At 64.6% G+C, this 13,110-nt stretch carries 11 protein-coding genes; 6 read left to right on the plus strand and 5 right to left on the minus strand.

The features are described from left to right. Positions 1–19: 19 nt before the first annotated feature. Positions 20–1,714: a hypothetical protein gene (locus tag E5720_RS08230; RefSeq protein WP_136170252.1), complete on the plus strand. Its 1,695-nt coding sequence runs from the start codon at positions 20–22 to the stop codon at positions 1,712–1,714. On the opposite strand, the gene E5720_RS08235 is transcribed toward E5720_RS08230, so the two are convergent. Then, on the minus strand, positions 1,673–2,875 hold the full coding sequence (locus E5720_RS08235; RefSeq protein WP_136170253.1) for a glycosyltransferase family 4 protein: 1,203 nt from the start codon (positions 2,873–2,875) through the stop codon (positions 1,673–1,675). The genes E5720_RS08230 and E5720_RS08235 overlap by 42 nt on opposite strands. Before the next feature lie 200 nt (positions 2,876–3,075). On the opposite strand from E5720_RS08235, the gene E5720_RS08240 reads away from it, so the two are divergent. The 3 genes from E5720_RS08240 to E5720_RS08250 all read left to right on the plus strand — a co-directional run bounded on the left by E5720_RS08240 (position 3,076) and on the right by E5720_RS08250 (position 6,227). Beyond that, positions 3,076–3,795 carry a class I SAM-dependent methyltransferase gene (locus tag E5720_RS08240; RefSeq protein ID WP_247596227.1) on the plus strand — a complete coding sequence of 240 codons (720 nt, stop codon included), beginning with the start codon at positions 3,076–3,078 and terminating at the stop codon, positions 3,793–3,795. A 16-nt stretch (positions 3,796–3,811) separates the two neighbouring features. After that, entirely contained in the window at positions 3,812–4,699 is an 888-nt protein-coding gene (locus E5720_RS08245; RefSeq protein ID WP_136170255.1) for an ROK family protein, read from the plus strand. 70 nt (positions 4,700–4,769) lie between these two features. Next, positions 4,770–6,227 carry an aldehyde dehydrogenase gene (locus E5720_RS08250; protein WP_136170256.1) on the plus strand — a complete coding sequence of 486 codons (1,458 nt, stop codon included), beginning with the start codon at positions 4,770–4,772 and terminating at the stop codon, positions 6,225–6,227. Between the two features lie 167 nt (positions 6,228–6,394). Here the strand turns inward: E5720_RS08250 and E5720_RS08255 are convergent, their stop codons facing one another. From E5720_RS08255 to E5720_RS08270, 4 genes are all read right to left on the minus strand, one after another. Continuing rightward, positions 6,395–8,227: a phosphoenolpyruvate carboxykinase (GTP) gene (locus E5720_RS08255; RefSeq protein ID WP_136170257.1), complete on the minus strand. Its 1,833-nt coding sequence runs from the start codon at positions 8,225–8,227 to the stop codon at positions 6,395–6,397. A gap of 310 nt (positions 8,228–8,537) precedes the next feature. After that, positions 8,538–8,831: a DUF6802 family protein gene (locus tag E5720_RS08260; RefSeq protein WP_136170258.1), complete on the minus strand. Its 294-nt coding sequence runs from the start codon at positions 8,829–8,831 to the stop codon at positions 8,538–8,540. 42 nt (positions 8,832–8,873) lie between these two features. After that, positions 8,874–10,406: a hypothetical protein gene (locus E5720_RS08265; RefSeq protein WP_136170259.1), complete on the minus strand. Its 1,533-nt coding sequence runs from the start codon at positions 10,404–10,406 to the stop codon at positions 8,874–8,876. Beyond that, entirely contained in the window at positions 10,403–11,512 is a 1,110-nt protein-coding gene (locus E5720_RS08270) for a hypothetical protein (RefSeq protein WP_136170260.1), read from the minus strand. Before E5720_RS08270 ends, E5720_RS08265 begins: the two co-directional genes overlap by 4 nt. A gap of 138 nt (positions 11,513–11,650) precedes the next feature. Between E5720_RS08270 and trmB the strand changes: the two genes are divergently transcribed. Beyond that, complete coding sequence (gene trmB, locus E5720_RS08275; protein ID WP_136170261.1) at positions 11,651–12,409, plus strand: tRNA (guanosine(46)-N7)-methyltransferase TrmB; 759 nt, start codon at positions 11,651–11,653, stop codon at positions 12,407–12,409. Then, the gene (locus E5720_RS08280; protein ID WP_136170262.1) at positions 12,406–13,110 is read left to right on the plus strand and encodes an NYN domain-containing protein; all 705 of its coding nucleotides are present in this window, start codon (positions 12,406–12,408) and stop codon (positions 13,108–13,110) included. Before trmB ends, E5720_RS08280 begins: the two co-directional genes overlap by 4 nt.

Here is a 13,110-nt window from a genome sequence, read left to right on the forward strand (position 1 = left end):
ACGGTATAGGGTGCCGAGAGTGTCGTGGACGCAGCGCAGTCGAACCGCGGCACCGGCCGTGTGGAGCCTGATCCTGGCGATGATCGTCCTGGGCCCGCTCTGGGGGAACGGCTATCTACTCCTTCGCGACGCGGTCAGCACCCCTCGGTCCTACTTCACCGATTCTGCACTCGGCACCACCGACGCCGCCGCACGTGCGGTCCCCCAGGACGGCGTCGTCGCAGCGTTGTCCATCGCTTTCGACGGCGGACTCGTGGTCAAGACGATTCTCACACTGGCACTGTGGCTCGCCGGTTGGGGTGCCGCGGTGATGGTCCGCCGGTTACTGCCGACCGCGACGACGCCTGCGTTGCTCACCGCCGCGACCCTGGCCATCTGGAATCCCTACGTGGCCGAGCGATTGCTGCAGGGGCACTGGAGTCTGCTCGTCGGCTACGCCGCGCTTCCGTGGACGGTGACCGCAGCGATGACGCTGCGTCGGACGGGACGGTGGCAAGTACTGGCAGTCTGCCTCGCCGCTGCAGGGCTCACACCCACGGGAGCGATCCTCGCGGCCGTCACCGCCCTCGTCGTCGTTGCGCTGCCCTCCGGAGTGCAGCGCTCCCGGCGGGTACTGCTGACTGCCCTGCTTGCGTTGGCCGCCTCCTCGCCCTGGCTGGTGGCCACTGCAGTATCGGGTGGCGGAACCCTCGGAACCGACCCGGCAGGCGTCGGCGCCTTCGCCGCCCGGGCCGAACCCGGCCTCGGCACACTGCTCAGCCTGGCAGGCCTGGGAGGCATCTGGAACTCCGACGCAGTTCCCGCTACCCGCACGACGCACTTCGCTGTCCTCGGAACACTTGTGCTGCTTGCCGTCGTCGCACTCGGGTTGCGACCGCTGTGGCGTCGACGCAGAAACCCGATCTTCACCGCCCTCGCCGCCATGGCCGTCCTCGCCGTAGTCACGCCCGCGCTCGGTGCGACCGGAATCGGCCTTCGCGTCGGTGAGTGGGCAGCGCAGGACATCCCGGGTGCGGGCCTGCTGCGTGACAGTCAGAAATTTCTCGCACTTGCGATGCCCTTCTACGTGCTTGCCGCCGCCGCTGGAGTCATGTGGCTCGGAGCAAGATTTCGTATGCCGCGGGTCCCTGCCGTCGCGGCCATCGCAGCGCTGCTGCTGGCACTACCGGACCTGGTGTGGGGAGTATCGGGCAAGCTCGAGCCCGTCGAATATCCGAAGTCGTGGAACGCCGTCGCCGAAGTACTCCAGGGTCGCGACGGGGACGTTGCAGTGCTGCCGGCAGGAATCTTCCGGATCTTCCCCTACAGCGGCGACGCGCCCGTGCTCGATCCCGCGCCTCGAATGCTCCCGCTCGACGTCCTGCAGACCGGTGAACTGATCGTCGCAGGAGGGTCGGTACGCGGCGAGGGCAGCCGCGCTTCCACCGTCGAAAAAATCTTGCTCGACGGCGGATCGGCAGCCGAACTGGCACAGCTGGGCGTCGGCTGGGTCCTTGTCGAGCGGACGACGCCCGGACTACTGGGCGAGTCGGCGGGAACGCTGGAGCAGCTCGAACGCGTCTACTCCGACGACGAACTTGCGTTGTACCAAGTTCCAGGCGCAATCGGAACCACCGAAGTCGGGCCCGTGTCGTATTGGATCGTCGTGGGCGCGCACCTGATGTGGGCGCTGTTACTGGTGGGCGGACTCTGCTGGGGCCTGCTGCGAAGATGACACGAGCCCGGAGACGTGGGCTCCCATCACCGACGCCGCCAATACACTCTCCACGCCCTGCGCGCATTGCTCCCACGAGAACTCGAGCGCGCGCACCCGGGCCTTCTCGCCCAGGTCGGCGCGGCCATCGGCGTCGAGGAGAAGTTCGCCGATGGCGTTGGTGAGCGCGGCCACGTCACGATCGTCCCCATCGATACCGACCAGCACACCGGTCACGCCGTCGATGACCGAATCGGTCAGGCCCTTCGAACTGCGGTAACCGACGGTCGGGACGCCGTGCTGAGCAGCTTCGATGACGGCGAGGCCCCACCCCTCCTTACGCGAGGGCATCACGTGCACCCAGGAGCGGCCGAGCAGTTCGTGTTTGCGTTCTTCGTCGACGTGTCCGTGGAACGTGACAGCCTCTTCGATGCCGAGCTCACGCACACGCTCACGCAGGTTCTCTTCCCACCAGCCGCCACCGACGACGTCGAGATGCAGGTCCGGGAGCTGCCGTCGCAGGGTGGCCACGGCAGCGAGGGCATCCTCGATCTGCTTGTGCGGGACCAGCCGCGACAACACCGACAGCGACGGGTGCGAGGTTCTGGTGTGCTCCCCACCGAGCGACGCCGCCGGGGACGCGCCGTTTCGAACCACAGCCACCCGGTCGCGGTCGACTCCGAGCGCAACGAGCTCATCCGCCGAAGGCAACGACACCGTCAAATACTGATTACGCCGATGAACGCGCGGGGAGACCGTGCTCTCGAGCCACCACCCGAACTTGGCCATCAACGGGCCCGCCACCGGCCACTGCTCCCGATGACAATGGTGAACCAGCAACGTCACCGGTGCGCCCGCGACAAGACGAGAGAAGAAAGGAATGCCGTTCTGAGTGTCGACGACAGCGTCCGGGTCGATCCCGCGTAATGGCCCGAACCCGAGCCGGCCGGCAGCAATCGCAGCGAGAGCCCTCGGATACACGCTCAGTCGGCCACCACCGCGGCTGATCTGGATACCGTCGACCATCTCCTGCGCCGGAGCCCCCGGATACGACGCCGTCCGCAGCGTCACCCGCACTCCGCGTCGCGCCAGGCCGGCACCGATCTGCTCGAGGTAACGCTCGCTGCCGCCGCCCTGGGGATGGCCCGTATCGCGCCAACAGAGCAAGAGCACCTCGCGCACAGCTGGGTCCCCCGTAACGGCGTTGTCGAATACGAACTTCCGACACCTTAACGGTTCGCCCGCCCCGCAGCGTCGCGACAGGGTGCATTCCCCTACTCTTTTGCAACGTGCCACGTCCTCGGGGTCGACTCGCAAGCTCTCGCCGTGTCGAGCGACCTGTAACTCGCTTCTTCGCCCAGCGCGCGACCCTTCGCCGATCGGTGAGTCTGCTTCGGGATTTCGGACACGAGCAGAGCGCTCCCGACATCTTCTACAGCGCGCTGGCCCGCGATTCCGTCGAACTGATCGGTGATCTGTACCGAGGTCTGACCGGTGACAGTCTCGAAGATCGGGTGGTCCTGGACGTCGGCGGCGGACCCGGCTATTTTGCGGACGTTTTCCGCGCCAGTGGAGCTCGGTACATCCCCGTCGAGCCCGATCCGACAGAGATGCACGCCGCCGGTCTGACCGTGCACGGCAGCGTCCGCGGATCGGGAATGGCCCTGCCGTTTCGCGAAAACAGCGTGGACGTGTGCTTTTCCTCGAACGTCGCCGAACACGTGCGTCATCCGTGGGTCATGGCCGAGGAAATGTTGCGTGTCACCAAACCCGGTGGGTTGATGGTCCTGTCGTACACGCTGTGGCGGGGACCGTTCGGCGGCCACGAAACTGGTCCCTGGCACTACTTCGGCGGCGAGTTCGCAGCCCGCAGATACCTCCGTAAGCACGGCCGCGAACCGAAGAATCGTTTCGGTGAATCCCTGTTCGACGTCGGGGCATCGGAGGGACTGCGGTGGGCCCGCGAGACTACGCAGGGCACTGTGCTGGCCGCATTTCCGCGTTACCACCCGAAATGGGCATGGTGGATGATCCGTGTTCCGGTACTTCGCGAATTTCTTGCCAGCAACCTTGTCGTGGTCCTGCGCGCCGACGCACGCTGACAGTAGTTTGGGACATATGACAGCGTTGGCATTGGACATCGGGGGCACCAAGATCACTGCGGCGATCGTCGACGCCGACGGTAGACCCGGCGAGGCTCTCGTCGTTTCCACCCCGAAAGTCGATGTGTGGCAGGCCTGTTCCGAATTGCTCGACGCAGTGGCAGCGGGAACGGATATCGCCGCCATCGGCATTGCGTGTGCAGGGCCGGTCGACTTGGTCGCCGGGACGGTCGCACCGATCAACATCGGCGAGTGGAAGGGCGGTTTCGACCTCACCGGGAAAATCGCCAAGAAATTTCCCGACGCCACGATGCGTCTCGCCGGTGACGGTGGGTGCGCGGCACTCGGCGAACATCGGTTCGGAGCAGCACAGGGCGTGGACAACCTGATCAGCGTCGTCGTCTCCACCGGCGTCGGAGGCGGTCTGGTGCTGGGCGGTGAGATCGTGCACGGCCGCAGTGGAAATGCCGGCCACATCGGCCACATCGTCGTTCCCGGTTCGACGGCGTCCTGCTCGTGCGGTGGTCTCGGATGCGTGGAGACCGTATCGAGCGGGCCGTCCGCGGTCGGATGGGCGCAAGAACAAGGCTGGACCGGCACCACCGGCGCCGAGTTGGCCGAGGATGCCGCGAACGGAAACGTCGTCGCGGTGACGACATTGCAGCGCGCGGGCGTAGCACTCGGTCAGGCAATCGCGTCGGCCGCTGCCCTGGTCGATGTCGAGCTCGTGGTCATCGGCGGAGGGTTCGCGCAGGCAGGCCCACCGCTGTGGGATCCGATCCAAGAGTCCGCGGCGCTGCATGCGCGGCTGAGGTTCCTCGACGGGCTCACGATCGTGCCGGCGAAACTGGGTGCGGTAGGGACGTTGACCGGGGCTGCGGCACTTGCGGCCTCGGCCACCTGATCCAGCCGGGCTCGCGCATCGCATCGGTGGAATCCTTCCGAATTACTGCAACGTGTTCTAGTCTCGTTCCATGACCGACTTCGCCAAGCTGTTCATCGGCGGGCACTGGACCGCACCGTCAACCGAGGAGACGCTCGACGTCTTCTCACCCGCCACCGAGGAGCGCGTCGGGAGTACTCCCGTAGCCGCGCCCGCCGATATCGACGCGGCGGCACAGGCCGCGCGCACCGCCTTCGACTCCGGCCCCTGGGCCCGATCCTCCCCCGCCGAACGAGCACAGGTGCTCGCGAACTTCGCCAAGCTGATCGAGGAAAAAAGCGCCGAGCTCACCGAGGTCATCTCGGGCGAAATGGGCGCCCCGCACACCATGGTCGGGATGCTGCAGCAGACTCCCGCACTGGCTGCGCTCAACTACTACGTTTCGCTCGCCGAGACCTTCCCCTGGAAGGAAACCCGGCACGGCGCATTCGGCCAGTCCAACATCACCCGTGAAGCCGTCGGCGTCGTCGCTGCCGTCATCGCCTGGAACGTCCCACTGTTCCTCGCGATCAACAAGTTGGCGCCCGCCTTGCTCGCCGGCTGCTCGGTGCTGCTCAAGCCCGCTCCCGAAACACCACTGTCCGCCAACCTCCTCGCCGATCTCCTGACCGAGGCCGGACTACCGGAAGGCGTGCTCTCGGTCCTTCCCGGCGGCGCCGAGACCGGCAAGTACCTCACCGCACACCCACTCGTGGACAAGGTCACCTTCACCGGCAGCACCGACGTCGGCCGCAGCATCGGCGCAACCGCCGCGCAGCAACTCAAACGATGCTCACTCGAACTCGGCGGAAAGTCCGCAGCAATCCTGCTCGAGGACGTGGACATCGCGTCGGCGATACCGATGCTGCTGCTGTCCGGGCTCATGAACAGCGGGCAGGCCTGCGTCGCACAGACTCGCATCCTCGCCCCGCGCTCGCGCTACGACGAGATCGTCGACGCCATGGTCGCGGGAGCCGGCTGGATGAAGATGGGCGATCCGACGGACCCCGCAACGCAACTCGGCCCCCTCATCTCGGAGAAGCAGCGCGACCGCGTCGAGGCATACATCGCGAAGGGCAAGGAAGAAGGTGCCCGTCTCGTCCTCGGCGGCGGACGTCCGGAGGGGTTGGACAAAGGCTGGTACGTCGAGCCGACCATCTTCGCTGATGTCGACAACTCGATGACGATCGCCCAGGAAGAAATCTTCGGTCCGGTCCTCGCGGTCATTCCCTACGACTCCGAAGACGAAGCCATCAAGATCGCCAACGACTCCACCTACGGCCTCGCCGGATCGGTCTGGACCACCGACATCGAGCACGGCGTCGAGGTTTCCGCGCAGATCCGCACCGGCACGTCGGCCATCAACTGGTACGCCTTCGATCCCAGCGCCCCATTCGGTGGCTACAAGAACTCCGGCATCGGACGCGAAAGCGGCCCCGAAGGCCTCGAGGCGTACTGCGAACTCAAGTCGGTCCTCATGCCGCCGGGGTACGTGGCGCCCACTGCTTGATTTCCGCAGGCAGGGTTCGACGTCTGACAATTTGCTCCCCTAGTTGGGATTCGAACCGCCTACAGGGGGTTCGAATCCCGAATAGGGGAGCAAATTTCGCAGCCGACCCACCCACACAACGAAGCGGGGCTCACCCAGAAGGGTGAGCCCCGCTTCGTATTGTCGAGCTATGCGCCCAGACGCTGCTTCAGAGCTTCGAACTCGTCCTTGATACCGGTGGGAAGCTTCTCACCGACGAACTCGAACCACTCCTCGATCAGTGGGATCTCGGCCTTCCACTCGTCGACGTTCACCGCGAGTGCCTCGGCGACGTCTTCGACTGTGGTGTCGAGGCCCGTGATGTCGAGTGCTGCTGCCGTCGGGACGACTCCGATGGGCGTCTCGACGCCTTCGGCCTTGTGCTCGATACGCTCTACGATCCACTTCAGGACGCGGGAGTTCTCGCCGAATCCTGGCCAGAGGAAGCGCTTGTCGTCGCCGCGGCGGAACCAGTTGACGTAGAACACCTTCGGGAGCTTCGACTCGTCGGCGTTCTTGCCGAGGTCGATCCAGTGCTGGAAGTAGTCACCGACGTTGTAGCCGAGGAACGGCAGCATGGCCATCGGATCGCGGCGGATGGCTCCGACCGTGCCCTCGGCTGCTGCTGTCTGCTCGGATCCGACGGTGGCACCCATGAACACGCCGTGCTGCCAGTCGCGAGCCTCGGTGACCAGCGGAACCGTCGTCTTGCGACGCCCACCGAACAGGATTGCCGAAATCGGCACACCCTCCGGGTCGTCCCACTCGGCGGCCATCGACGGGCACTGAGCCATGGGCACGCAGTAGCGAGAGTTGGGGTGTGCGGCGTTCTGATCGGACTCGGGCGTCCAGTCGTTGCCCTTCCAGTCGATCAGATGCTGTGGGTCTCCTTCGAGGCCCTCCCACCACACGTCGCCGTCGTCGGTCAGTGCGACGTTGGTGAACAACGAGTTGCCCTGATCGATGGTCTTCATCGCGTTGGGGTTGGAATCCCAGTTGGTTCCCGGTGCGACACCGAAGAAGCCGAATTCGGGGTTGACGGCGTAGAGACGGCCGTCCTTGCCGAAGCGCATCCAGGCGATATCGTCACCGATGGTCTCGGCGCGCCAGCCCGGAATCGTCGGCTGAATCATTGCGAGGTTGGTCTTGCCACATGCGGACGGGAACGCCGCGGCGATGTAGTAGGCCTTGTCCTCCGGCGAAATCAGCTTGAGGATCAGCATGTGCTCGGCGAGCCAGCCCTCGTCGTGAGCCATTGCCGACGCAATACGCAGGGAGTAGCACTTCTTGCCCAGCAGAGCGTTGCCGCCGTAACCGGAACCGAAGCTCCAGATCTCGCGATCCTCGGGGAAATGCGTGATGTATTTGGTGCTGTTGCACGGCCACGGGACGTCGTCCTGGCCGTCGGCGAGCGGAGCGCCGAGCGAATGCAGCGCCTTGACGAAGAAGCCGTCGTCGCCGAGCTTGTCCAGTACTACCGAGCCCATCCGAGTCATGACGCGCATCGAGACGACGACGTACTCCGAGTCGGTGATCTCCACGCCCAACTTGGGGTCCTCGGCGGCGAGCGGTCCCATGCAGAACGGGACGACGTACATGGTGCGTCCGCGCATGCAGCCGCGGTAGAGCCCGGACATCAGCTCACGCATCTCCGACGGGTCCATCCAATTGTTGGTGGGGCCTGCGTCGATCTCTTCCTTGGAACAGATGTACGTCCGCGACTCGACGCGTGCAACGTCGGTCGGATCGGAATTGCCGAGGAACGAGTTCGGCTTCTTTTCGTCGTTGAGCCGGGTGAAGGTGCCTGCGTCCACCAAGTGCGTGGTGAGACGCTCCCACTCTTCGTCGGATCCGTCAGCAAAAACCACCCGCTCCGGCTCGGTGAGTTCTGCTACTTCCTGCACCCATGCAAGAAGTTCCTTGTGTTGGGTGGGAAGTGCGGCATCAGTGCCGTTCAAACCGGGAATGGTCGCTGAGGTCATCTAACTCTCCTGGGGTGAGCCGGAACCAGATACAACTTCGTCGCTGCCGGGCTGAGCAGCGGTACAAAGCAAACCTGATCATCCCTTTCTGTGGGGCGCTGCCCGATTGTCAATCGCGTATACCGCATCCTACCGGTCACGTCAATCGAGAACACGGGCGCCGGGTGTCCTGGTCTCAGGTTAACTCCGAGTGACGCCGTTCCGGAACCGGGGTCTTGTCCGATTGGTCACAAGAACGATTCAGCTGATGAAAAGAGAATTCGCGCCGACGCGATTATCGGTATTGACATGGAAGAACGATCAACTACAACTAATCGAAAATCTCGCCCGAATCGGTGCGCTCGAACCGCGAAGATCCGTCGGCGGTACGAAAAATCTCCCAGGATTGGTAACCACCGTCACGTCCGAAACTTGTGAACGTTTCGATCACGCCGTCGGCGTCCGCATCTCGTGCGATGGTCACGCCTGCATCGGTGTGGGTCACCCGGGTCTCCTCGAACCCATCGCCGTCGACGTCGAACATCTCTGTCGAGAGCGCCTCCGACGGTTCGTCGTGGTCGGCTGCGGCACTCGCGTCTACGAAGAACGCGTCGGTAAAGTCCATGGTCCCCACCTCGATGTCTCGTACGAACAGCCTTGTCGCGCCCTATCTGTTCAGACGCGCCGCGGAACGCGTCGGTTCCACCCTCGGCTCGAGAGATTTCGGATGAGTATTCGCCGGGTCGGACACGTCGAACTTCTCGATTCCACGATCCAGCGATGCAAGGTCCCTGTCGCACGCGGCCAGAACCGCCGCCCGATGTTGCGCGGCACCTCGCAGCGCAGCCTCGACTCGTCCGAGTTCGGTCTCGGCCGAGATCGCCATCGCACGCGAAGTTTCACCTTCTGCCTGCGCGAACGCGGTTTCGGCAGCGAGGATTCTTGCGAGCGCACTCTGCTCCCACAACGACTTGGCCGATCCTGCCCTCTCGTACGCCCAAGTGCGCACATGCACCCGATCGGCAACCAGCGAGCGGGCGCGCACCAGCCACCACGCAGCGAGAGCACCGAGTATCAGCGAGACAGGAATGACGGCAATCGCCAGCGCGGGCACCATCGACAACGGCGACACCGCGATCCGACCCAACCCGACACCGGCGGATGCACCGACGAAAATCATGATGCGGTCTTCCATGCTTCGGCGACGCGAGGTCGGTTCCTCGATCTCGGTCCGAGCCTCGACCTCAGCGGGCACGTCCGCTCCCAAATCGAGATCGGCATCGATCGAGCGCAGTCTCCTCACCAACGAGGATTCCACCCCGTCTCTGGCGCGTTCGAGCAGCCGAGTCAGATGCGCGGGTAGTTGCGAAAGTTCCGCTCTGCTCGCAGTATCGACGGATTCTCTTGCTTCAGAGGTGAATTGACGTACCGCTTCGTTGATCTCGTGCATCGTTTCCGCTCGGGTCAACTGAAGCCTGCTGCGCAACGTTGCAGCGCGGTCGGTCCGCCCGCGATCACGTGAGTCCACGAGACGAGCCCGCTCTGCGCGTAGTCCTGCTGTCGTCGACGCGCTCGTCACCGCCCGCGCCTTGTTCACGATCTCGCGACGCGCACCCGCGGCGGCCGCCCGTACTGCTGCGTTGTACTTCCGCTCGCGCACCGCGCGGTCCGCCTGCACCATCGCTGAGCAGACGAAGGCCCCGAGCGCATCGATGCCCGACTCGTCCGCGAGCGAGTCGCGCGCGTCGCGATCTGACGAGGCCCGGCTGCACTCGGCGAGCTTAGCGGAAATGGGCCACAGCGACACGTCGACAGCACGAGGAACGCGCTCGCTGATCACTGCCGACACCGATCGCCGAACCTCACGCCAATCTCGGTGGGCATCGATCTTGTTGATCACCACAGCGACCGTCGTCGACTCCAACGCGGGCGCCAGCTCGGCCAGGGCGTCGCGGCCGAGCGGTGCGGACGCATCGAGTACGAACACCACCACCGCTGCAGTGGTGACGTCATGAGCCCACTCGAGTACCCCGTCGGCTGCGACGGCCAACTCCTTCTCGACTGCAGATACGCCCGATCCACCGACGCCGGAGAGATAGACGCCCCGGGGAACCGCGCGTCGTGCGTTCGCGATGTCGTCTGTCCCGATCGGATACCACCGGCGAACGACGCTGTCCATGTCTGCGGGTACGTCGATCACGAGTGGGCTCGCATTCGTAGATACCCCCGTGAGATCGCGCGTGCTGCCCGGCTGTAGTTCGGATCTTCGGTGGACTGTGAGCGGGCAAGCCACAGTGCGGCCGATTCGATCTTGTCCCCTGGCTCCACCGTCTCGCCGAGCGCATCCAACGCCGACCGCATGATCACCAGGACTGCCTCGTCGGAGGTCAGGAAGATCTCGAGTTCCTCCGCGCTCGTCGGATGCTCGGCAGCAAGTTCGGCCAACCGGCGCAGTAGTCGGGCCTGCCTTGCGACGCGCACTCGCTCGACGCTCTGCCGAACTGTGTCGGTGAACCGCGCCGCGCCACTGACGCCGAGCAGCAGGAGCCGAATCCGCACGTCATCCATCGTGGGATCGGCTCGCAGGGCCTCTACGACAGTGCGCACACCGAGAATTTCGATGTGCTCGACGAGTGCGTCACGCTCGACCTCAGTCGGCACTTCTCGCGACTCCGACGCTGGGCGGAGATCGGCGCGCAGAAACCTCTCCCTTGTCAGCATCATGTCCGAGGAAAGGTGCGGGGCCGCGCGGCGAAGCATCTCGAAGGACTTCGGCCCTCCCTCCGACACCGTCCGGGCGATCGTTCCCATCAGCGGAAGCACTTCGATACCGACCGCGGACGTCAGCCGGTCCAGCGACCCCGCAAGGTCGTCGACGGTGTCGGCCTTGGCCAGTACCGGCACCACGTGCGACGCCGACGCCACAGCGTCGACATCCGCCTTCTGGGCGCCATTCGTAAGCACATAGACCACTACGTCACCGTCGAGGTCAGGGTCTGGTGCGCTCGGCACGTCCATCGCAGCGGTCTCGGTGATTTCGACCTCTTCCCAACCGGCGTCGGCCAACCCGGAAACAGCGGATGCAGTCAACACCGCACGCACCGAGGACTTACCCACCCCCACCCGGCCGGACACTTGAATGCGAATCCGGGCGAAGCAGCGGTCGAGGGCGAGGCCCATCTCGACGCCCGAGCCTGGATCGCGCTCGGCCACACTCGACGCAAGTGAGCGCATTCGGCCCTGGTTCACTCCGCTCATGACGTCCCCCCACCGAGATTGCTGCACGTAACCGGGCTTTGCGCTCACGACGGGGTCCCAACCCGTCGTGCCGACCGATTCTGGCACAGACCCGCCGGAAACTTTTCACGGAAGACACCCGCTGGCCTGCATTTACACAGAAAGTCTCAACTTCAACTCCAGACCCATCTGTCACACACTGTCCCGATGGGCGACAATGGTTCAGTGAACGACGCACGAAGCACCACGCCGAACCTCGAACCAGGGGACAACCAGGGCCAGAATCGAGGGTCCCGGCTGTACCCGAGGGTGACGAGCTTTCGCTCCCGGCGCGGCGCTTTGACCGCCGCGCAGCAGACCACCTGGGACACGCTGTGGCCGAAGATCGGCCGCGATGTCGCCGACGACCTCATCGACATCGATGGGTGGTTCGACCGTCCCGGGCCGGCGATCCTCGAGATCGGATCCGGAACCGGTACCGCCACGACCGCGATGGCTCAGGCCGAACCGCACGTGAACTTGATGGCGGTCGAGGTCTACCGCCCCGGTCTCGCTCAGACGCTGCAACAGATCGAGCGCGAGGAGATCGACAACATTCGTCTACTTCGCGGCGATGCGATGGACGTGTTGGAGAACATGCTGACCTCGGAATCGTTGACGGGCGTCCGGGTGTTCTTTCCGGACCCCTGGCCCAAGGTCCGCCACCACAAACGCCGACTGCTGCAGGCCCCCACCTTCGCGATGATCGCCGACAGGTTGAAGCCGGGCGGAGTTCTGCACGTCGCAACCGATCACGCCGAGTATGCAGAATGGATCGCCGAGGCCGGGAACGCAGAACCGTTGCTGACCGTTCTCGATTGGGAGTCTCCGATGACACACGAGCGACCCGTCACCAAGTTCGAGGGCAAAGCCCAACTTGTGGGCAGCTCGGTGACGGAGTTGATATGGGGGAAGATCACACCATGAGCGTCAGCGAAGAAGTCTCGAATACAGCTTTCGCTCCCATACCCGACCTCGACACAAGTGATTCTCATCACAACAAACGAGTACTTCTGGTGTGGGATGCCCCCAACCTCGACATGGGGCTCGGCGCAATTCTCGGAGGTAGGCCGACTGCGGCGTACCGCCCACGGTTCGATGCGCTGGGCCGATGGCTGTTGCAGCGCACCGCCGAACTGTCGGAGAACGGTTCGGGGATCCTCGAAGCCGAGGCAACCGTCTTCACCAATATCGCCCCAGGCAGTGCCGACGTCGTTCGCCCCTGGGTCGAAGCGTTGCGTAACGTGGGTTTCGCGGTGTTCGCCAAGCCCAAGGTGGACGAGGACAGTGATGTCGACGACGACATGCTCGACCACATCGAGTTTCGCAATCGCGGTGGCGGGCTTGCCGGAGTCATGGTCGCTTCCGCGGATGGCCAGGCCTTTCGTGAGCCACTGGAGAGCATCGCCGCAACTGGTGTGCCCGTTCAGGTGCTCGGGTTCCGTGAGCACGCGAGCTGGGCGGTCACATCGGAGACTCTGGAGTTCCTCGACCTCGAGGACATTCCCGGAGTCTTCCGTGAGTCTCTGCCTCGCGTGAGTCTCGACTCGCTGCCGGACGAAGGCGCATGGCTGCAGCCGTTCCGACCACTGTCCGCCCTTCTCGTCGGGCGTCAAGGAGTTTCTTAA

The sequence above is a fragment of the Rhodococcus sp. PAMC28707 genome (assembly GCF_004795915.1).
Classification (GTDB): Bacteria; Actinomycetota; Actinomycetes; order Mycobacteriales; family Mycobacteriaceae; genus Rhodococcoides.